Source organism: Pseudoalteromonas sp. L1 (genome assembly GCF_021728095.1).
Classification (GTDB): domain Bacteria; phylum Pseudomonadota; class Gammaproteobacteria; order Enterobacterales; family Alteromonadaceae; genus Pseudoalteromonas.
Genome location: NZ_JAKKCT010000003.1, coordinates 275,924 through 297,226, shown reverse-complemented (window position 1 = coordinate 297,226; position 21,303 = coordinate 275,924). Strand labels below are relative to the sequence as shown.

22 protein-coding genes are annotated in these 21,303 nt (G+C 41.1%); 15 read left to right on the top strand and 7 right to left on the bottom strand.

The annotated features are described in order from the left end of the window. The first annotated feature begins 52 nt into the window (after positions 1 to 52). The gene (gene tyrR / locus L3V38_RS11475; RefSeq protein WP_062570500.1) at positions 53 to 1,609 is read left to right on the top strand and encodes a transcriptional regulator TyrR; all 1,557 of its coding nucleotides are present in this window, start codon (positions 53 to 55) and stop codon (positions 1,607 to 1,609) included. An 80-nt stretch (positions 1,610 to 1,689) separates the two neighbouring features. On the opposite strand, the gene L3V38_RS11470 is transcribed toward tyrR, so the two are convergent. Beyond that, positions 1,690 to 2,178 carry a hypothetical protein gene (locus tag L3V38_RS11470; RefSeq protein ID WP_237119471.1) on the bottom strand — a complete coding sequence of 163 codons (489 nt, stop codon included), beginning with the start codon at positions 2,176 to 2,178 and terminating at the stop codon, positions 1,690 to 1,692. Between the two features lie 109 nt (positions 2,179 to 2,287). On the opposite strand from L3V38_RS11470, the gene L3V38_RS11465 reads away from it, so the two are divergent. Further along, positions 2,288 to 2,818 (top strand): acyl-CoA thioesterase, encoded by a 531-nt coding sequence (locus tag L3V38_RS11465; RefSeq protein WP_062570502.1) that lies wholly within the window; start codon positions 2,288 to 2,290, stop codon positions 2,816 to 2,818. 54 nt (positions 2,819 to 2,872) lie between these two features. Here L3V38_RS11465 and L3V38_RS11460 read toward each other — a convergent pair whose 3' ends face one another. Beyond that, positions 2,873 to 3,526, bottom strand: a complete 654-nt coding sequence (locus L3V38_RS11460) for an OmpW family outer membrane protein (protein ID WP_130151236.1) — start codon at positions 3,524 to 3,526, stop codon at positions 2,873 to 2,875. A 232-nt stretch (positions 3,527 to 3,758) separates the two neighbouring features. Between L3V38_RS11460 and L3V38_RS11455 the strand changes: the two genes are divergently transcribed. Further along, positions 3,759 to 5,177: an MATE family efflux transporter gene (locus L3V38_RS11455; protein WP_237119470.1), complete on the top strand. Its 1,419-nt coding sequence runs from the start codon at positions 3,759 to 3,761 to the stop codon at positions 5,175 to 5,177. 68 nt (positions 5,178 to 5,245) lie between these two features. Then, positions 5,246 to 6,412: a succinyl-diaminopimelate desuccinylase gene (gene dapE, locus L3V38_RS11450; protein WP_130151238.1), complete on the top strand. Its 1,167-nt coding sequence runs from the start codon at positions 5,246 to 5,248 to the stop codon at positions 6,410 to 6,412. A 76-nt stretch (positions 6,413 to 6,488) separates the two neighbouring features. Here the strand turns inward: dapE and L3V38_RS11445 are convergent, their stop codons facing one another. Continuing rightward, positions 6,489 to 8,204 carry a lysophospholipid acyltransferase family protein gene (locus tag L3V38_RS11445; RefSeq protein ID WP_237119469.1) on the bottom strand — a complete coding sequence of 572 codons (1,716 nt, stop codon included), beginning with the start codon at positions 8,202 to 8,204 and terminating at the stop codon, positions 6,489 to 6,491. Positions 8,205 to 8,329: 125 nt separating this feature from the next. Here L3V38_RS11445 and L3V38_RS11440 point away from each other — a divergent pair, with 125 nt between their 5' ends. Continuing rightward, on the top strand, positions 8,330 to 9,250 hold the full coding sequence (locus tag L3V38_RS11440) for a glyoxylate/hydroxypyruvate reductase A (protein ID WP_237119468.1): 921 nt from the start codon (positions 8,330 to 8,332) through the stop codon (positions 9,248 to 9,250). Between the two features lie 92 nt (positions 9,251 to 9,342). After that, a complete protein-coding gene (locus L3V38_RS20220) occupies positions 9,343 to 9,477 on the top strand; it encodes a hypothetical protein (RefSeq protein WP_267136365.1) in 135 nt (44 codons plus the stop codon). Between the two features lie 39 nt (positions 9,478 to 9,516). Here the strand turns inward: L3V38_RS20220 and smrA are convergent, their stop codons facing one another. The 3 genes from smrA to L3V38_RS11425 all read right to left on the bottom strand — a co-directional run bounded on the left by smrA (position 9,517) and on the right by L3V38_RS11425 (position 11,038). Further along, complete coding sequence (gene smrA / locus L3V38_RS11435; RefSeq protein ID WP_130151240.1) at positions 9,517 to 10,098, bottom strand: DNA endonuclease SmrA; 582 nt, start codon at positions 10,096 to 10,098, stop codon at positions 9,517 to 9,519. A gap of 148 nt (positions 10,099 to 10,246) precedes the next feature. Further along, the gene (locus L3V38_RS11430; protein WP_130151241.1) at positions 10,247 to 10,492 is read right to left on the bottom strand and encodes a hypothetical protein; all 246 of its coding nucleotides are present in this window, start codon (positions 10,490 to 10,492) and stop codon (positions 10,247 to 10,249) included. 102 nt (positions 10,493 to 10,594) lie between these two features. Next, complete coding sequence (locus tag L3V38_RS11425; protein ID WP_237119467.1) at positions 10,595 to 11,038, bottom strand: hypothetical protein; 444 nt, start codon at positions 11,036 to 11,038, stop codon at positions 10,595 to 10,597. 166 nt (positions 11,039 to 11,204) lie between these two features. On the opposite strand from L3V38_RS11425, the gene L3V38_RS11420 reads away from it, so the two are divergent. Next, positions 11,205 to 11,588: a response regulator gene (locus L3V38_RS11420; RefSeq protein ID WP_130151243.1), complete on the top strand. Its 384-nt coding sequence runs from the start codon at positions 11,205 to 11,207 to the stop codon at positions 11,586 to 11,588. 85 nt (positions 11,589 to 11,673) lie between these two features. Here L3V38_RS11420 and rpsT read toward each other — a convergent pair whose 3' ends face one another. Beyond that, complete coding sequence (gene rpsT, locus L3V38_RS11415; RefSeq protein ID WP_036967030.1) at positions 11,674 to 11,934, bottom strand: 30S ribosomal protein S20; 261 nt, start codon at positions 11,932 to 11,934, stop codon at positions 11,674 to 11,676. Positions 11,935 to 12,177: 243 nt separating this feature from the next. On the opposite strand from rpsT, the gene murJ reads away from it, so the two are divergent. From murJ to L3V38_RS11375, 8 genes are all read left to right on the top strand, one after another. Continuing rightward, complete coding sequence (murJ, locus tag L3V38_RS11410; protein WP_346729903.1) at positions 12,178 to 13,758, top strand: murein biosynthesis integral membrane protein MurJ; 1,581 nt, start codon at positions 12,178 to 12,180, stop codon at positions 13,756 to 13,758. A 72-nt stretch (positions 13,759 to 13,830) separates the two neighbouring features. Next, positions 13,831 to 14,757: a bifunctional riboflavin kinase/FAD synthetase gene (gene ribF, locus L3V38_RS11405; RefSeq protein WP_237119466.1), complete on the top strand. Its 927-nt coding sequence runs from the start codon at positions 13,831 to 13,833 to the stop codon at positions 14,755 to 14,757. A gap of 25 nt (positions 14,758 to 14,782) precedes the next feature. Further along, positions 14,783 to 17,608 carry an isoleucine--tRNA ligase gene (gene ileS, locus L3V38_RS11400; RefSeq protein ID WP_237119465.1) on the top strand — a complete coding sequence of 942 codons (2,826 nt, stop codon included), beginning with the start codon at positions 14,783 to 14,785 and terminating at the stop codon, positions 17,606 to 17,608. 9 nt (positions 17,609 to 17,617) lie between these two features. Further along, positions 17,618 to 18,118: a signal peptidase II gene (gene lspA / locus L3V38_RS11395; protein ID WP_062570513.1), complete on the top strand. Its 501-nt coding sequence runs from the start codon at positions 17,618 to 17,620 to the stop codon at positions 18,116 to 18,118. Next, positions 18,115 to 18,555, top strand: a complete 441-nt coding sequence (gene fkpB / locus L3V38_RS11390; RefSeq protein WP_062570514.1) for an FKBP-type peptidyl-prolyl cis-trans isomerase — start codon at positions 18,115 to 18,117, stop codon at positions 18,553 to 18,555. The genes lspA and fkpB overlap by 4 nt, the downstream gene beginning before the upstream one ends. Then, positions 18,555 to 19,484, top strand: a complete 930-nt coding sequence (ispH, locus tag L3V38_RS11385; protein ID WP_237119464.1) for a 4-hydroxy-3-methylbut-2-enyl diphosphate reductase — start codon at positions 18,555 to 18,557, stop codon at positions 19,482 to 19,484. The genes fkpB and ispH overlap by 1 nt, the downstream gene beginning before the upstream one ends. 38 nt (positions 19,485 to 19,522) lie before the next feature. Next, positions 19,523 to 20,551, top strand: coding sequence for a histidine kinase (locus L3V38_RS11380; RefSeq protein WP_237119463.1), 1,029 nt, complete (start codon positions 19,523 to 19,525; stop codon positions 20,549 to 20,551). Continuing rightward, positions 20,548 to 21,255: a LytTR family DNA-binding domain-containing protein gene (locus L3V38_RS11375; protein ID WP_267136364.1), complete on the top strand. Its 708-nt coding sequence runs from the start codon at positions 20,548 to 20,550 to the stop codon at positions 21,253 to 21,255. Before L3V38_RS11380 ends, L3V38_RS11375 begins: the two co-directional genes overlap by 4 nt. Positions 21,256 to 21,303: the final 48 nt, after the last annotated feature.

Sequence of the window (21,303 nt, the reverse complement as noted above, 5' to 3'; positions counted from 1 at the left end):
GGGGAGTTAGCGTATTATTCGCTTACTATAGGTTCCCGTTCTTTGAGGATGTATGCGTTTAGATATTCACTGTGCCGACCGAATTGGTATCGCCCAAGAGATTCTCAATATTTTGGTTAGTTATCAGGTTGATTTAAAAGGTATCGAAGTAGATTCGGTTAATTGCCGAATGTATGTCAGTTTCCCGCCAATAGAGTTTGAGCAATTTCAAAAGATTATGCCATCAATTCGATTAATTGATGGTGTGAAGGATGTCCGAACAACCGCATTTTTGCCTTCTGAGCGTGAGCACAACGAGTTAAACACATTATTAAGAGCCTTGCCAGATGGCGTCATTTCGATTGATGCCAAAGGGTGGGTGCGCTTATGTAATGATGCTGCGTGTCGTGACTTACAGTTGTCTGAAAATGAAGTGATTGGCGCAAACATCAATAACTTATTGAAAGGATTTAACTTTACACGTTGGCTTGAGGGCAAAGAAGTGCTTGGTCAAACAACGCGTGTAGAGGTTGCAGGTGAAGATTTTATTGCTGATATATTACCTATTTCTGTTCCACAAGGAGCTGAGGGTGATGTACTTGCCGGTGCGGTTATAAATATTAAGTCTCAAAGTCGTTTAGGCCAGCAGGTGAGTGCGTTTCGACGTTATGGTCAAGAAAGCTTTGCGACTATTCATAATTTTAGTACTGCTATGCGTCGTGTGGTTAGAGAAGCGCGCAAGATGGCACAACTTGAAGCGCCGATATTAATTACCGGTGAAACAGGCACAGGTAAAGAGTTGTTGGCACGTGCTTGTCACTATGCATCTAATCGCTCGGTTAAACCTTTTATTGCTTTATCCTGTGCATCTTTACCAGATGATGTCGCTGAGTCTGAGCTCTTTGGTTACGCTGGCTATGAAGAAAATGCAGCCCCTAAACGTGGTGTTTTAGAACAGGCTGATGGCGGCACGGTATTTTTAGATGAAGTTGGCGAGATGTCGACGCAACTACAAACGAAATTACTTCGCTTTTTACAAGACGGTACTTTTCGCAAAGTGGGCGACGAGAACGAAGTAAAAGTAAACGTGCGTATTATTGCAGCGACACAAAAAGATTTACCAGCCATGGTACAAGAGGGCACATTTAGAGAAGATCTTTATTACCGAATCAATGTGCTAACTCTTGAGATAGCGCCACTTCGTGATAGAAAGGCGGATGTAGGACCATTGGCTGAGCACTTTATTCAAAAATATGCACAGCAAAATGGCCACTCAGTGCCTGTATTATCGGATGATTGTTTAAGCTTTTTGCAAGACTACCCATGGCCTGGCAATGTGCGTCAGTTAGAAAATGCGATTTATCGTGCAGTCTCGTTGTTAGATGATAACGAACTTAGAATTGAGCATTTGCAGCTGCCTACATTCACCCACGACTTAGGCTATTTGGAGTCAGACTTTGAAGGTACGTTAGATCAAGCTGTTAAACGCTTTGAGGCCACATTATTGCGAAAGTTATACCCTGCTTATCCAAGCTCCCGTCAGTTGGCTAAACGTTTAGGTCTGAGTCATACTGCGGTTGCTAATAAGTTAAGAGATTACGGTATAAATCGTAAAACCGTAAAGGTCTAATAGCAATTTCAATATTATTTAATAAATTGGTATATGGAGAAAATCAGCAAGCTGCATTAATTGCGGCTTGCTTTTAAGCCTTATTGTTTTGTGCCCATATCCTTGGTTACACCATCAAGAACAAGGTTACTGATGCCATTATCGTCAAATTTAATGACGATGCTGATGTTATTACGGGCGAAGAAATAGTCGCGGTTGTCTAAACTAATAACATAGTTTCCTTTCACTGAATCAGTAAAGTCACGTTTTTTAAGCGTCAGTGTGTGCTCACCAATTTGCCAATTAAACCCTTCAAAAAAGCCGTTATTAAACTCTTGAACCCATATCTGTTTTTCATCTTTACTTAATGTAATCGCTACCGAGTAAGATTCAGGGAGTGGCATATCATAAGTTTTGTTGCCAATAGTGAACTTTTCAGTATTTTGTTGCCATGCAAAGCCAAATTCAAACGCTTTTTCTACGCCGGTTGGATAGCTTAATACGCCTTGCCCTTTGTAGCTAAAATCTGCAAAAGCTGAGTGAGAGAATAAGCTTGTCGCCATTAGGAACACTAAATTTAACAATTTCATTAGACTATTCTTTTTTTATACCAATTTATGCACAGATTAGAGCAGAATATTCGCCATAGCAATATGCTGTGATACACTTTGGTTATTATCAACTGGTTAGACCTTTACCGTGAATCTCTACTTTCGACTTATCTTATTATTTTTTAAAATTAAACGTAATCGTGATTACCAACAATTACTCGATACAATTGATATTGATTTCAAAGCTTTACCGAGCGATTGTGATATCAATTTTCACCTAACTAATTCACGTTACTTAGCAATGATGGATATAGCTCGCACTTGGATGACTGAGCGTGTGGGTTTATTAAAACACATAATGAAACGCCGTTGGTTCCCAATCGTTAATGCCACAGCCATCACATACATTCGTGATATTAAGCCAATGCAAAAGTACACTGTGAGTACTCGCTTAGTTGGCTGGGATCACAAATACTTTTATATCGAACAAAAGTTTCATTCGGATAGAGGTTTACATGCAATTGCTTATGTACGCGGCGTTTTTAAACGAAAAAAAGGTGTAGTCAGTGTTGAAGAAATGCTTGAAGTTGCTGGCTTTAAAGGGGTTGCACCTATTTTGCCTGCTGAGGTTATGCACTGGAAAGAAATGCTAGAACAGAAAAAGTTAACCAATAAATAAAAAAAGGCCGTAAAGGCCTTTTTTGTGCGTATGGGCTTTTATACCAATTGAAAGTTAGAACTTGTATTTAACGCCAAACATAGCTACAACAGGGTCGATTTCGACAGTTGATGTAAGAGCTTTTGCGCCATTAGCATAAACAGTTGCATCTGTATCAATATCAATTAATGCAACCATGCCGTGTAGACCCCAATTCTCGCTCATCATGTAGTTGAAGCCCGCTTGAGCGGCAAAACCAAATGAGTCGTCTAGTTTCACTTCAACATCATCAGTACCTAGCGTTGCTTTTAAAGCTGCTGATGGTTGCTCATCAAAGAAAGTCGTATAGTTAATACCTACACCAATAAATGGGCGGAACTTATAAGTTGAGTCCAAAAAGTGGTACTGCGCAATTAAAGAAGGTGGTAGCTGCTTGATGTCTGCAATTTTGTTACCAGCAAGACCGCCAGTACCTTGGATGTCGTGACTAAATGGTGTTGCAGCAACTAATTCAAGTACCCAATTATCATCAAATGCATAGTCGATGGTAAGGCCTAATTGTGTATTATCATCGCCACGTAAACCTAATGTTGGTGCTTCGTTGATTTTTGAGCTGTCGTTATCTGGGTTTACATTAATCGCACCCACATTAACGCTTAAATTTGCGTTTGCAACAGGAGAGAGTGCTAATAATGAAGTCAGTAATGCAATGCTTAATTTAGTTTTCATGCTGTTCTCCACGAACTACTTGTCTTGTTTGGTTGAGGCTATTATTACCGAGCTTGGCAAGACAAAACCTGTTCTAGATCAAAGTTTCAAAAATGTTTGAATAAAGTGAAGCTATTTTTTGATTTAGATTAAGTTTTTAATTAGGTACACAGAAAAAAGATTGACTCGAGTTCACTTTAAACTCAGGCAGGTCTGTTACAATAAAATGCGTATAAAATTCTAGGTGTGTTTAATGACAGATACTCAACATTTATTTCTTCATGGTTCGATAGCAAAAGCACTGTTGAAATTGGGTATCCCGATCATCTTAATCAATATTTTACAATCTGCTTATCAGCTTACAGATGCTTTTTGGGTTGGACGACTTGGCGCCGATCAAGTCGCCGCGGTGTCTGTGAGCATGCCTGTCACATTTTTAGTTATAGCCATCGGTTCAGGCCTTGCAATGTCGGGGGCTATTTTATCCGCTCAATATATGGGAGCAGGCTTACAGGATAAGGTGAATCACGTTGCCGCACAAACAATGTTGATGGTCACAGTCACTGCAACAGTGTTAGGTTTGATTGGTTATTTTCTGTCCCCATATTTTTTAGTGTTACTTGGTGTTGAACAGGCTGTTTATGGCGATGCCTTGAAGTTTATGCATGTTTCTTTTATTGGGGTTGTTTTTGTATTCATTTACGCAATGTTTCAAGCGTTAATGCGAGGAATTGGTCAAACTAAAATTCCGCTTATTATTGTTAGTGGTACTGTATTACTTAATTTTGCCCTTGATCCATTGTTGATTTTTGGCTGGGGCCATTTTTCAGGATTTGGGGTGATGGGGGCTGCATTAGCAACACTTATTACCCAGAGTCTTGCGGCACTAATTGGCGTATGGGTCTTTTTGCGGGGCCGTCATGGTATTCAATTAAAACTGTCGAGCTTTAAACCTGACTGGCAATATATGAAACAAGCCTTCTTGTTAGGAGCACCAGGCTCCGTTGAGTTATCAGCACGGGCATTTGGGCTGATAATCATGTCATTTTTGGTTGCCAGCTTTGGCACCTACACATTGGCCACTTATGGGGTTGGTTCAAATATTTTGCAAATGGTGATGATACCCGCAATGGGGTTGTCGATGGCGGTGTCTACTTTGGTAGGTCAAAACATGGGAGCTGGAAATCCAGAGCGAGCAGCGCAAATAACTCGACTTGCCTGTATATGGGGCTTAACTGGTTTGTCGCTGGTGGGAGGAATTGCTTATTTATTTGCTGAATATTTAGTTGCCTTTTTCATTCCTGATGATCCGTCTGTCATTCAAGGTGGCGCTGAGTTCATTCGTAAAATGTGTTTAACTTGGGGTGGGATCGGAGTGCAACTTTGTGTTGTTGCAACCTTTCGAGCATCAGGAAATATGCTCAATGCAATGATAGTTTCTTTGTTAGCGCAGTGTGTTATTCAGTTCCCAGCTGCGTATATTTTATCAAAACATACGGCGCTTGGTCCGCAAGGTATCTGGTACTCGTTTGCTCTAACGAATGTACTTGTGGCACTAATAACCTATGCATGGTTCTCAACAGGACGTTGGCAACGTACAAAATTAACAAAAGAAGACAAAGATATTGCTAAAGTGACGCAAGAGACCTTAATAGAAGAAGGAAATCATTAATTTAATCTTCACACTGTAGTCATAATTTCGAGTTGTAATAATCCTATAGTGAAAAAACTGGGGTTATTATGAGTACAGAGCTCGCGCCAAAGTTACAGCCACACAGCGATGTGGTTAAAGCATTACAAACATTAATCCAATTTAAGTCAGTCACTCCCCAACAGGCAGGGGCGATTGATTGGATTGCAACAAAGCTGACTCAGCTTGGGTTCGAGTGTGAGGTGTTTACTTTCAACCAAGTCACTAATTTAATTGCTAAAGTTTCATTTGGTAACGGCCCTGTGGTGGCGTTTTCAGGGCATATTGATGTAGTGCCCGCAGCCGAAGGAGATTGGCGAGTTGCTCCTTTTTCTGGTCACGTTGTTGATGGTGCTGTGTATGGTCGTGGTGCTGCTGATATGAAAGGCGGTGTGGCGGCTATGCTATGCGCTACAGAAAAGCTTGTTACTCAAAGCGAGGATAAGCAAGGAACCTTCTATTGGCTAATTACTTCTGATGAAGAAGGGGAAGCTGAATATGGATCGTTGCTTATCGCTGAGCGATTAGCAAAACAAGGCATTGTGCTCGATGGTTGCTTAGTAGGTGAGCCAACAAGTCACCTTCATGTTGGGGATACGATTAAGAATGGTCGTCGTGGTGCTTTATCGGCACGTTTATCAATCCAAGGCAAAGCAGGGCATGTCGCTTACCCAGATAATACCGTCAATGCTGCACACTTAAGCGCAGAAGTCGTCAAACGATTAACTGCAATTTGCTGGCACAAAGATGAAGCTAGCTCGGCGACCACTCTCCAAGTCACCGGTATCAACATTGCGAACGTAGTCGATAATTTAGTACCCGCCAGATGTGAGTTGACTTTTAATGTACGCTATAGTCATGGTTATAAAAGCACTGATGTGAAAAAAGAAATTCAATTTGCGCTGGCAGATCTTGCCGATACGATAAAAATTCAATGGGAGCGTCCATGTGAGTCTTATTACACCGCTTATCAATCACAAGATTGCTTGTTGAATAAACTGGAACAAGCTGTGCTTGAAGTCACAGGTAACTTTCCATTACTCAGTACCAGTGGTGGCACATCGGATGGTCGATTTTTTGCTAATGAGCACACACAAGTTATAGAGTGTGGTGTTTGTAACAACACAATTCACCAAGTCAATGAACATGTTCCCATTACTGATTTACTGTGTATTGAAAAAATTTATTACGCAGCACTTCGCAATATTTTTAGCTGAAGATTCATTTTTTAAAACAAAGAAGTCGACAATAAATGCCGACTTCTTTGTTTTTATAATATGGTAGGCATTACTTTTAGCGTGATTGACCTAAGTATCGCTTGGCCTTACTAGGTTTTACTTTGTCTAAATCAACGAGCACTAAACCATCAATACAATTATTAAATTCAGGGTCGATACTAAAACTTAGAAACTGTACGCCACCTGGTTCACAAAGCTCGGTGTATTGTTTGAACAAGGTCGGAACTTGTGCGCCAATATTGGCGAGTACATGTTTTAACTCAACAAAGTCCTCTTTAATATTATTACCCGTAAATAGCTGAGCACATTGCTCTTTTTGTTGTTCGGTATGACGAAATTCATTATTAGGAATTGCCAATAGTTGCTCTGCCCCATAATAATGCTGGTAATAATGAACCAGTAGCGATTTTGCTTGCTCGGGGAGTGCGTTTGACACACTCACTGCACCAAATAAATAACGGTATTGTGGGTAGCGATTCACAAATGCACCAATGCCGAACCATAAATAATCAAGGCTTTTTCTACCCCAGTATTTTGGTTGCACGAAGCTACGGCCAAGTTCAATGCCCTTTTCAAAATAAGGTGCCATTTCATCGCTGTAGCTAAATAGGCTGTCAGTGTATAGACCTTTGCGGCCATGTTTCTCAATGATGTCTTGCGCGCAGGCGAGTCTATATGCACCCACTAATTCAAGCTGCTTTGCATCCCATAAAACAAGATGCTGATAATCCATGTCGTATTTATCTATATCTCGTCGTTTACCACTGCCTTCCCCAACTGCCCGAAAAGCAATTTCGCGCAGTCGTCCTAGCTCACGGAAAATCGGCGAGCTACCACAGTATTGATATAAGTAAATTTTCATACCATCTGATGTTTCACCCAATAATTCACACTCTTCGATGGCTTTTTTTAAGTCTTTTGTTGCTTCTGGACTTGCGATAGGTGTTTGAGTTTTCAAAGGCAGCGGTTTTTTAGTGACAAGTCGATATAATTGCTTTCTTATTAGCTGTGCAATTTCTTTATCTTTTAAGTTTTCAATTAAATATGATTCAGGTGGAATTGAAGCACCAATTTCAAACTCTAATGATTTTTGACGCTGCTTGAACATTTCTTTTACTAACAACAAACTCGCTAACGGTTTATAGATCATTGAAGTACCGTAAAACAAAGGGCTATTTTTCGCTTTAATGTAAATCGGCAAAATAGGAGCGTTGGCTTTTTTGGCCATGCGTAAAAAGCCACTGTTCCATTTACAGTCCTTAATTCCTGTGGGGCTTAAGCGAGACACTTCGCCTGCTGGGAAAATTAATAGCGCTCCATCCGACTTTAAATGCTGTTGAATATTAGCCAGTTCTTTCTTTTTACTGGTGCCAGAAAGGTTATCAACAGGGAGTAGTAAAGAGTGCATAGGGGTGATAGACATCAGCATGCGGTTAGCAACCACTTTTAAATCTGGTCGCACACTGGATAAAACCTTAACTAATGCTAATGCATCGAGTGAGCCAATAGGGTGATTTGCCACAATAACGACGTTACCCTCACTGGGAATGTGTTCTATTTGCTTTGGCTTGTAGCGTGTGTCAAAGTCTAGCTCATCAAGAACCTGCTCAACAAATTCAAGTCCTTGTAGGTGTGGGTATGCATCACCAAAGGCAACAAATTCCTGCTCGTGTAGCAAGTAACCGAGGCCTTTTTTAACTAAGCCTTTTACTTTTGGTGAATTTTCTAACTGTGGTAAATTTGCTTCTATTACTTTATCGACACTGATCATACAAACCTCAAACATAAACGCATTCAGCGATGAGGTTAGAGTAAGAGTTCGCTGTGACAGTTAGGTTGCAGTTGTGTGACTTTTTAAAGAGCGCTTAGAGAGCGGTTCAAAATATGGAGAATACAATGATTTTACTTGTTGCTGTAACAGGTCGAGATTGCAGCCAATTAATTGCTCGATTACAAGCGTTATTACCTGAGGTTGATGTGCAGCTTTGGTCTGAGTGCTCCAACTATGAAGCAGTAGAGTTTGTGCTGGCGTGGAATGCACCGGCTGATTTATGGCCTAAGCTGGTAAATTTAAAAGCCGTGTCTTCATTTGGGGCAGGTGTCGATAGCATCGATTTGTCAGCGATAGCCGCACATGTTCCCGTTGTTAGAATTGTTGATGATAATCTTGCAAATGATATGGCAGAGTACGTGTTGACCCATGTATTGGCACACAAGCTTAGGCTCAAAGAATATTATTTAAAACAATCAGCTTGCACTTGGAAGCCAAAGCGCGCGTATGCACATCAACATGTGGGTATTTTAGGCTTCGGCGAGCTAGGCAAGGCGGCAGCGATGAAGTTAGTAGCAAATGGCTTTAAAGTGAGTGCATGGTCAAATAGTGAAAAGCAGCATCCAGAGGTTAGCTGCTATCACACACAGCAAGGGCTTAATGAGATGCTTCCTTTGGTTGACTATCTAGTATGTTTATTACCATTGAGTCAGCACACAGCGGGTATTATTAATGAAGCGCTATTAACGATGTTACCTCCTCATGCGGTTGTCATTAATGTGGCAAGAGGTAAGCATGTTATTGATACAGATTTAATTTCGGCGCTAGATAGCAATAAAATACGTGCAGCCACACTGGATGTATTCACTGAAGAACCTCTAGATAAAGACCATCCATACTGGTCTCATGACAAGATTACGTTAACGCCCCATTGCGCTGCTTTATCTGATATTAATAGTGTAGTTGAACAAATTTCAGCTAATGTTAAACGATTAGTTTATGGGGAAGAGCTAATTAATAAGGTTGATAGAACAAAAGGTTATTGACAAAGTGTGAATTAATTCGTTAAACGTCTTGTTAACATCTGTAACTTTGCTATGCTGAACGTGCATGATAAACAATAATAAGAAGAGGCGTTATGAAATCTAACCAAAATGGGGCGAAATTTAGTCTAGTCATTGTGTCTGTCATCGTTTTAGGTGTCTCTGCATGGTTTAATCAAGCGAATGCAAGTGAAACGAATGTTCAACCAGTAGTAAGTAACCAAAAGTAATCGTGTTATTGGTGCACAAAGTGGATGTGCACCAACTGCCTAGCTCCTTTTAGAGTGGATCTCTCTGTTTTCGTGCTTTTTCTCGTCCGACTTTTTCAGCAACACATAAGTTGCGCCATTTCCTCCATGGTGTTTGAGTGCACTGTGAAAGGCAAGTACAGATGGAATTTCTTGTAGCCATTTATTTGTGTAACTTTTTAATATTCCGGGTTTAGATTTGTTTTTAATGCCAATACCATGGCGAACTAATACTACGCGTATGTTGCGTTTATGACAGTCATCAATAAATGTAAGAAGTGTCGTTCTTGCGCGTTGAAGAGGTTGGCCATGTAAATCTAGAGTCGCATCTAGCTGGTATTTAGCTAATCGCAGATTTTTAAAAACTTGTGCTTGCACACCTTCATTTTTAAAGCTTAAAACGGCATGAGGGTCTAATAGTTCCACATACTCGCTCTGTAGATAATTCTCATCCACAGATAAATCGCATTCGGCAGCTTTGCGCTTTTCTTGCTGAGCAAGTGACGGGCCTTGCTTGGTGCTTTTGAGTTTTACAGTGTCGTGTTTAAGAGGTTTAACATCTTCCATTGACATAAGAAATAAGTCGAAGTCGTCTAGTGACATAAGGCACCCCTAAATTACTTATATACGCTGTATATGGTATATCAGTTCAGCTATTTTGTAAGTAAAAAAAAGCCCAAACAGATGGCTGTTTGGGCGTAAACAGTGATAGCTAGGATAACCTATTCTATCAATTTATCTTAGGAGAAGATTAACCTTGGTTTACATTCAATTGGCCAAATGTATAGACCTTGAATAAATAAAATGTATTGATCAACACTAAGCTCATATTTGAGATCACACTTGATGACATCAGATCTAAACTAAACGATAAAAATAATAAACTACACGCACTAATTGCTGCAAAACGCAGTAAATTTAGTTGGTTAATGAAGAAAGCACCTAATCCTAGTGCAAGTAACGTTAAGTTTAAAAGCCAATCTAGCTCGTTTAGCATGGTCGTATCTAATTAGTGTCTGTGTTGAAAAAGGAGCGCCATTATGGTGATCTTTTGCACAGTTTTCAACCAAGTAATTTTATTGTTTTCAGATTAGATTTTTTAATCCATAGCTAGCTTTTTTATTGCAGCAAAAAAGCCACTTTTTTCTGTAATGCGGTATTTCTGGCAGCTGTTAGGGTCGCGTTTATCTTGGCATAGATAAATAGTATTACGGCTAAGGTCTGCACGTGGGATTAGTGTAGAGTCAAACACGTTGGCTCCGTAGCCAAATATGCCAGGCCAGAAGACACTTTGCGATACCATGCCTAGTTTTTCGTAGGTGATTAGAATTGGTTTAGGAGTGATAAGCAAAATTAATAATACGACTGCTAATATGTACCAACGGGCTGGACTTTTCTTTGCGGTCGGCTCTACTACGGTTTGTTGTATTGGCTGCGTGGGTGTCTGAGGCTTGCTTATTGTTTTTGGTCTTTTGCTAGGGACTGGTTTCTTGCGAGCGGGTTGCTGCCCAAGTAAAGATTGTTTTTTTACATTTTTAGACATAAAGCTTATCTGGCCTTTTATTTATAGGTCTCTATAATGAGATTATAACGAAGTTTTTGATATAATAGTTAAATTCAGATCATATAACATTGATTGTCCTAATTTGCGTAAAAGGTGCATTTCAACATGCAATTAGTGTTTATCTTTAAATATTAAGAGGAATAGTATGGATACGCAGCTTTCAATTTTAATTGTGGACGATGTGGGGACTGTCCGCAGTTTTTTAAGTCAAACGCTAATGCACTTAGGAATTGACAATGTGCGAGAGGCTTCAACAGCTGCACAGTGCTTGAGTGCATGCAAAGAAAAAGAGTTCAATATTATCTTCTTAGATATAGAGCTACCCGATGGTGACGGCAAGGAGATTATTTCACAAATTAATGAAATATCGCCCGAAGCGAATGTAGTGATGGTGTCAGCTCATTCTACTGTTGAAAATGTAAAAGAAGCAATTGAGAAAGGCGCTAAGGGTTTTGTTGTTAAGCCATTCACACCTAAAAAGATTGCGGCTATGTTGAAAAAATTCTACCCAGATCTAGAAATTGTTTAGTGGCTGAGTATTTACACTAGGCATTAAAATTTAGGCAAAAAAAAAACCGGCGTAGGCCGGTTTTTTTATATTCATCAAAAACAAATTATAGCGCTTTGATTTTAGCTGCTAAACGGCTCTTATGACGAGCTGCTTTGTTCTTGTGGATTAGACCTTTAGTTGCGTAACGGTCTAGGATAGGTGTTGCAACAGCGAATGCCGCTTGTGCAGCTTCTTTGTCGCCCGCTTCAATTGCAGCAACTACTTTTTTGAAGTAAGTACGCATCATTGAACGACGGCTTGCGTTATGTTGACGATTTTTTTCGCTCGTAATAGCGCGTTTTTTTGCAGACTTGATGTTAGCCAAGGTTTGCTCCTAACAATCTTAAAATAAGCTTAATTTAAAGGCCGTGGAATATGCCTGTTTTTATCATGAATGTCAACGAAATTTTGACATCTCAAGAAAAACTGCTCCTTATAACGAACATCAATTTGCCGCTTTAGCAGTTAATATCGCCATTGTAACAAAGGGTCGGGTTCGAGCCTAGTGCTTTAAAGATATTTTAGGCATAATCGCCCATCTTAGAGGTTTTTTGATAATGGGTTTAAGGTGGCAAAAGGATTATTTCGTTCTGGGATGATTGTCAGTGCAATGACGATGATCTCGCGTATTTTAGGACTAGTACGTGATGCAGTTGTAGCCAATTTATTGGGGGCAAGTGCAGCTGCTGATGTGTTTTTATTTGCTAACCGAATTCCTAACTTTTTGCGCCGTTTATTTGCTGAAGGGGCATTTGCACAAGCGTTTGTACCTGTTTTGTCTGATATTAAAGAGCAGCAAGGTGACGATAAAGTAAGATTATTTGTAGCTCAAGCAGCCGGCACCCTAGGGACAATTTTGCTCGTTGTAACTTTATTTGGTGTGATTGCCTCGCCAGTGATTGCCGCACTATTTGGCACCGGCTGGTTTATAGACTGGTGGCAAGGGGGAGAAGATGCCGGAAAGTTCGAGCTGGCAAGCGCGCTTCTTAAACTAACTTTTCCATATTTGTTTTTTGTTAGTTTAGTTGCTCTGAGCGGTGCCGTGATGAATGTATACAATCGTTTTGCGGTCGCTGCGTTTACCCCAGTACTTTTAAATATATCCATTATCACTTGCGCAATTTTTCTGCATGATCAGTTTTCAGTGGGCGCATATGCACTTGCTATAGGCGTGTTTGTTGGTGGTGTAGTGCAGTTATTGTTTCAGTTACCGTTTTTGTATCGTGCCCGTATGCTGAGCCGTCCTCAATGGGCTTGGCAAGATGAAAACGTTAAAAAAGTACGAAAACTAATGCTGCCAGCGTTATTTGGCGTCTCGATTAGTCAAATAAACTTGTTGCTTGATACCATGATAGCTTCAATGTTAATGACGGGTTCCATTGCGTGGCTTTACTATTCTGACAGGTTGATTGAGTTTCCTCTTGGCCTATTCGGCATTGGTATTGCGACGGTAATTTTACCTGCACTATCTAAACTCCATAGTACGAAAAGCACACGTGATTTTCAGCACACGTTAGATTGGGGAGTGCGCTTTGTCATCTTTTTAGGCTTACCCGCCATGTTTGGCTTGATGGTGATAAGCCCATTAATCATCACCGTACTTTTCGATCATGGCGCATTTCAAAATGGTGAGATAGATCATGTTCAAGCGGTAAGTTATGGCGTAATGGCTTATTCAGTTGGCTTAGTTAGTTTTATGCTGATTAAGGTGTTAGCACCTGGTTTCTATTCGCGTCAGGACACGAAAACGCCTGTTAAAATTGGCATTAAAACGTTAGTGCTTAATATGGTCTTTAATATTATGCTAGCGCCGTTTATTGGTTATTTAGGGTTGGCACTTGCTACGTCTATGTCGGCAAGCTGTAATGCGTATTTGCTGTATCGTCAGTTGCACAAAGAAGGTGTTTATCAGTTTTCAGGCATGAGCCTTAAATTTAGTTTTAAATGTTTGTTTTCTAGTGTGTTTATGGCGGCGGTAGTTTGGTATGTTGGACAGCTCGTTGCTTGGCAAACTTGGCACTTTATGGAGCAAGTTTCGTTACTTGCAGGGTTACTCGTGTTAGCCGCATTCGTATACTTTTCGTCTTTGTTTGTAATGGGAATTCGACTAAATACGATAAAAAGTGTTGCAACTACTGAATCGAACTAAAAAAAAGATTATAATCGGCGTTTCACGCCCGATATCTGTGTTTGGGCTCGCTGATAAAGGCAAAAAGGTGGCATGGAGTTAATTAGAGGTATTCACAATATACGCGCGCAGCATTTTGGCTGTGTGTTGACTATTGGTAATTTTGATGGCGTGCATTTAGGTCATGCAGAAGTGATAAAAGGCTTGCTACAAGACGCACAGAAACATCAATTGCCAAGTACTGTGATGTTATTTGAGCCTCAGCCACAAGAGTTTTTTGCTAAAGACAACGCGCCTGCACGTTTGACACGACTTCGTGATAAGCTCAGCTTACTAGCAAAGCTGGGTGTTGAACGGGTGATTTGCATTAGTTTTAATCAGCAGTTTGCCAATATGGAAGCTGAGCAATTTGTCAGCCAAGTTTTAGTTGAAAAATTAGGTGTTAAAGCACTGACTGTGGGTGATGATTTTTGTTTTGGTAAGCGTCGCCGCGGTGATTTTTCACTACTGAAAAACATGGGCACTGAGCTAAACATGGATGTGAAAAGTACGGCTAGTTTTAGAAGACTTAATGATAGAGTAAGCAGTACTCTTATTCGCCATGCGCTTGCCGCAGGGCAATTAGAAGACGCAAAAACCATGTTAGGTCATGGTTATGCGATTTCTGGGCGTGTGATTCATGGCTGGGCAAAAGGTCGTGAACTAGGCTTTAGAACAGCCAATATTGCATTAAAACGTCAAGTATGCCCAGTAAACGGGGTGTTTGCGGTACGTGCAATAGTTGGCAATAAAGAATTATTTGGGGTTGCAAATATTGGCAACAAACCCACATTTAATGGAACACGCGCATTGTTAGAAGTTCATCTTTTCGACTTTGCGCAAGATATTTACGGACAATTTATGCACGTGGAGCTGATTAAGAAGCTCCGCGATGAGAAAAAATTCGAGACATTAACACAACTGACGGCGCAGATTGCAGATGATGTAACCGCCGCGAAGCAGTGTTTTGGTTTAAACTAGGTAGCCGATACGGAAAGTAGGATTAATGAGCGACTACAAACATACTTTGAATTTACCGGAAACAGCGTTTCCAATGCGCGGCAATTTGGCACAACGTGAACCAAAGATGCTTAAGACATGGTATGAAGACGATCTTTACGGTCAAATTCGCAGCGCTAAAAAAGGTAAGAAAACCTTCATTTTGCATGACGGCCCTCCGTATGCAAACGGTGATATCCATTTAGGCCACTCGGTAAACAAAATTCTTAAAGATATTATTGTTAAGTCAAAAACCCTGTCTGACTTTGATGCACCTTATGTGCCTGGTTGGGACTGTCACGGTTTACCAATTGAGTTAATGGTTGAAAAGAAAGTCGGTAAGCCTGGCGTGAAAGTGTCTGCTGCTGAGTTCCGTGAAAAATGTCGCGAATATGCAAAAAAGCAAGTTGAAGGTCAAAAAACAGACTTTAAACGCTTAGGCGTATTTGGTGACTGGGACAAGCCTTACTTAACAATGAACTTTGACTTTGAAGCGAATGCGATTCGCGTGCTTGGTCGCATCATTAAAAATGGTCATTTACACAAAGGTGCTAAGCCTGTTCACTGGTGTACAGACTGTGGTTCAGCACTTGCTGAAGCAGAAGTTGAATATCAAGATAAACAGTCGCCAGCAATTGATGTGCGTTTTGAGTTTGCTGATCAAGATGCAGTTATTAATGCGTTTGAACTAGCAGATGGTCATCAAGGCACCGGTACTGTTAGCACCGCAATCTGGACAACAACACCGTGGACACTTCCTGCTAACCGTGCAGTAGCCGTTCATGAAAAACTTGAGTATGCCCTTGTTCAAGTTGACGATGAAGGTGCACAGCAGCGTCTAATTTTAGGTTCTGAGCTAGTTAAAGATGCCATGGACCGTTATGGATTTAAGCATTACCACGTACTTGGCTATGTGAAAGGTGCTGCACTTGAGAATTTACAGGTTGCTCACCCATTTTATGACTTCACAGTGCCAGTTATTGTTGCTGATCACGTAACGACTGATTCTGGTACGGGTGTTGTTCATACTGCGCCTGGTCACGGTCAAGAAGATTTCGCGGCAGGTCTTGCTTATGGTTTAGAAGTAGCTAACCCTGTTGGTGCTAACGGTGTTTACTTACCTGACACACCAATGTTTGCTGGTCAGCACGTATTTAAAGCAAATGCGAGTGTCATTGACGTATTAACTGAAAACAATGCGTTATTGCATCACCATGCGCTTACGCACAGCTACCCACATTGTTGGCGTCATAAAACACCCATTATCTTCCGTGCTACGCCACAGTGGTTCGTAAGTATGGACCAAGCTAACCTTCGTCAAGATTCATTAAACGAAATCAAAAAGACTGAGTGGTTACCAGAGTGGGGCGAAAGCCGCATTGCAAATATGGTTGAAGGCCGTCCTGATTGGTGTATTTCACGTCAACGTACATGGGGTGTACCAATTGCTTTATTCGTTGATAAAGACACAGGTACGCTTCATCCAAATACCCAAGAGCTGATCGAAGAAGCTGCGAAGTTAGTTGAAAAATCAGGTATTCAAGCTTGGTATGACTTAGACCCTGCTACTTTACTTGGCGATGACGCTGAGCAATACATGAAAGTACAAGATACGCTAGATGTATGGTTCGACTCTGGTGTGACTCACGCATGTGTGGTTGATGCACGTGAAGATTTAACCGGTCCTGCTGATCTTTACTTAGAAGGTTCTGACCAACACCGTGGTTGGTTTATGTCGTCAATGATGACATCGGTTGCTATCAATGGTCATGCGCCATATAAGCAAGTGTTAACACATGGTTTCACGGTTGATGAAAACGGCCGTAAGATGTCTAAATCACTAGGCAACGTAATTTCGCCACAGAACGTGATGAACAAACTAGGTGCTGATATCTTACGTTTATGGGTTGCATCAACTGACTTTACAGCAGAAATGACTGTATCTGATGAAATCTTTAAACGTTCTGCTGACCGTTACCGCCGTATTCGTAACACGAGCCGTTACTTACTTGCGAATTTAAGTGGCTTTGATCCAAAAACGGATCAAGTTGCCATTGAAGACATGGTTGAACTTGACCGTTGGATTGTTGGCCGTGCAGCCGAGCTTCAAGATGAAATTTTAGCGGCTTACGACAAATACCAAATGCTGCTTGTAACGCAAAAGCTAATGAACTTCTGTACCGGTGAGCTTGGTTCGTTCTACCTAGATGTAATCAAAGACCGTCAGTACACAGCGAAAAGCGATAGCCATGCGCGTCGTTCATGTCAAACTGCGCTTTACCATATTGCTGAGGCAATGACGCGTTGGATGGCGCCGATTTTAAGCTTCACCGCGCAAGAAATTTGGGAAGCATTACCAGGCGAGCGTGACAAGTTTGTATTCACTTCAGTGTGGTACGATGGCTTAAAAGCCTCTTCGCAGGGTAAGTTCAGCAACGATGATTGGTTAACAATCTTAAATGTACGTGATGAAGTTAACCGTGTACTAGAAGCAGCTCGTAAAGAAGACGTTATTGGTGCAACTCTACAAGCAAACGTAAGCATCTACGCAAGTGAAGAGTTAAGCTCTAAACTAGCTGCGTTAGGTGATGAACTACGCTTTGTATTATTAACGTCAGGCGTAACCGTTGAAACTGTAACAGCGCAGCCTGAAGGTACTCAGGCGACTGAGATTGATGGCCTATTCATTAAAGTTGCTGCAACAACCGCTGAAAAATGTGAGCGTTGTTGGCATTACTGTGATGATGTAGGTGCTAACCCTGCTCATCCTGAAATCTGTGGCCGTTGTGTAAGCAATGTTGACGGCGATGGTGAACAGCGTCAGTTCGCATAGGAGTTGTTTGTGAGCAAACTAGCTGGAAAAAGTGGCTTGGTTTGGTTATGGCTGAGTCTACTACTTTTAGTAGTAGACCATGCGACAAAAACACTTGTCGTTAATACCATGGCCTACAAAGAGTCGATAGATATTCTGCCTTTTTTTAATTTCACTTATGTACATAACTATGGTGCCGCTTTTAGCTTTTTAAGTGACTCTGGAGGTTGGCAGCGCTGGTTTTTTAGTCTGATAGCTGTGTCGATCAGTGTACTTTTAGTGTGGTGGCTTAAACGCTTACCAGCGACAAACAAGGTATTGTGCTCAGCTTATGCATTGGTGTTAGCAGGGGCTATTGGCAATTTATACGACCGTATTGCTTATGGCTATGTCATTGACTTCTTGCACGTCTATTATGAAAACTGGCACTTTCCTGTTTTTAATATTGCTGATTGTGCCATTTGTATTGGTGCCGCATTACTTTTATTTGATGCCTTTACAGGCGAAAGTCCTAAGGAGCAAAAAGCATGAGCCAAGCAGTAATTGGTAATAACTCTGAAGTGATCTTTCATTTCTCAATTAAATTAGAAGATGGCTCAGCAGCCGATTCTACTAAAGTTCATAATAAACCAGCTAAATTGCGAATGGGTGACGGAAGCCTAACAGAGAACTTTGAAAAATGTTTGTTAGGTTTAGCGGCAGGTGACAATAAATCTTTTGAACTTGAGCCAGAGGATGCATTTGGTCAACCTAATCCTGATAACATTTATTATGTTGACCGCAGTAAGTTTGGCGCAGATACGCCAGCTGAAGTTGGCAATATAATCGCGTTTACTCAGCCAGACGGTACTGAATTACCTGGTCTTGTTCGTGAAGTACAAGGTGAGTCTGTAACGATTGATTTTAACCACCCTTTGGCTGGTCAACGTTTGACTTTTGAAGTTGAGATTTTAGAGGTAGCGGGCTGATGGATATTTTATTAGCCAATCCGCGCGGTTTTTGTGCCGGAGTGGATCGTGCAATTAGTATTGTTGAGCGCGCACTCGATATCTTCGAAAAGCCTATCTATGTTCGCCACGAAGTTGTGCATAATCGTTATGTGGTTGATGGTTTAAAAAATCGTGGCGCTGTTTTTGTTGAAGAGCTTGATCAAGTGCCTGACGATAGTATTGTTATTTTTAGTGCCCATGGTGTATCGCAAGCTGTTCGCAACGAAGCAAAACGCCGTGAATTAAAAGTGTTTGATGCAACCTGTCCGCTGGTCACTAAAGTTCATATGGAAGTAACTCGTGCGAGTAAAAAAGGCATAGAATGTGTGTTGATTGGCCACCATGGGCACCCAGAAGTTGAAGGCACCATGGGGCAGTATGACAACGATGCGGGTGGTATTTACTTAGTAGAAACCCCTGAAGATGTCGAAAAGCTGAGCGTTAAAAACCCTGAAAACTTATTTTACTGTAGCCAAACGACATTATCTGTAGATGATACGGCAGATGTGATTGATGCACTACGTGCTAAGTTTCCAGCCATTGATGGCCCACGCAAAGATGATATTTGTTACGCAACGCAAAACCGCCAAGACGCAGTCCGTGATTTAGCGGATAAAGTGGATGTATTACTTGTTGTGGGAGCAAAAAATAGCTCTAACTCAAACCGTCTACGCGAGCTTGCTGATAAAATGGGCACGAAGGCGCATTTGATTGATGATGCAAGTAACGTTGAAGCGGATTGGTTCGACAATGTCAATGCGGTGGGGGTGACTGCTGGCGCATCTGCACCTGAAGTTCTGGTTCAGCAAGTTATTGCGCGCCTGAAAGAATTAGGCGGTAATCAAGTTGTTGAAAACCCTGGTGAAGAAGAAAATATAGTATTTGCCGTTCCTGTTGAGCTACGCTAATCTAAGCGGATAACTGTGAACAAAAAATAGGAGAGCCCATGAGCAAACAGCCAACTAAAAACGGTTTGCTGATTGAGGCTCTTTTTCAATCCAGAGGGGTACTCGCAACCCTTGTTGTTAGTCAAACCATTGCTGTTTTATTAGCTTTTTCGCCTGCCAGTTATGGCGATGTATGGCTTCGCCTAGCTGTTTTTAGTTTCTTTTTACACCTTGTTTTTCTGACTAGCGTTGCCGTGCTTTATTTTTTGAGAGGGCAGCTCGTTAGATTATCTAATACATGGCAAGTCATTGTCTTAAGTTCCTTACTTCTTTTATTAACATGCTTGTACAGCTTTCTTGTACTCAGTCTTTTTGATGAGCTTTATCAGGTTGACTCCCTAGCTCATTTTTTAGCAAGCAATATGCTGATTATCTTTTTAGTGACAGTGCTTTTTGTACAGTTTATTTCTATTCATAATCAAAAAGAGCAGCAGACAAAAGCGTTAATCCAAGCAGAGTTGGATGCTTTACAGGCACGTATTAGACCGCATTTTTTATTTAACAGTTTAAATACCGCGGCAGAACTGACCCACTATGATGCTAATGCGGCTGAGCAGGCTATTTTAGCTTTAGCCGCCTTGTCGCAGGCAGCAATGAGAAGCGGTAAGGCAATTAGTTTAAGTGATGAAATAAGCTTATGTCAGCAATATATTAGCTTAGAAAAATGGCGTTATGGTGAGCGCTTAGTGGTGTGTTGGCAATTGCCTGATGAAATACCAGCATTGGATATTCCCTGTTTAACAATTCAGCCCCTGATTGAAAATGCTGTTTGCTATGGTGTCGAGCCGGCAGATAAGGGAGCGAGGATTAATATTTCTATGCATGTTTCAGATAAAAGTTACACGTTTATAATTACTAATCCGCTTTACAAAGATAAGGGTGCTTCGCCAAGTGGTAACGGTATGGCGCTTGAAAATATTCGCCAGCGTTTAGAGCTTTTTTATAACTATAAAGCTCAGTTACTGACCACTCAAAGAGAGGGGGAATTTAGAGTGAAACTTGTGCTACCAAGGCTAAAAATACAATGATAAGTACATTAATTGTTGATGATGAACCGCTAGCACGGGCCCGTATAAAACGCTTACTCGCAGCACATCCTCAATACGATGTGATAGCCGATGCTGAGAATGGTGAGTTGGCAGTTAAGTTATGCCAACAGTTACAACCTGATTTAGTACTCTTAGATATTAATATGCCAAAGTGCTCAGGAATGGACGTTGCTGCTGTGTTGAAACAGCTTACTATTCCACCTGCCGTGGTGTTTTTAACAGCACACCCTGAACATGCACTCGAAGCTTTCGAGCTTGCTGTTGATGGTTATTTAGTAAAACCTGTTACAGCGGATGCATTATCGAAAACGCTGTCTCAACTGAGAAGATTAAATCGTGCCCAAGTGAGTAAAAGTGACGACCTTTATATTAGCTATCAACTTGCAGGGGTCATTAAGCGAGTGCATATTGAAGATTTAATTTGTTGTACGGCTGAGCAAAAATATACGCGTTTAACCTTTGACGGAGGCGAGGCCCTAGTCGAGCAAAGTTTGAAGCAGCTAGAGTTACAGTACCCAGCGCAATTAATGCGCATTCACCGTAATACATTGGTGAATAAAAACCGAATTTACAGTATGACCCATGATGACGGTGTGCACTCGTTGATGCTAGATGGTGCGTCGACAAAATTCGTCATTAGTCGGCGTGAAGTAAAGACGGTTAAGGCTATTATGGGTAAATAGCTTGGCTCAATGTACCGCTTATCAATAAAAACGACCGTTCATCCATTC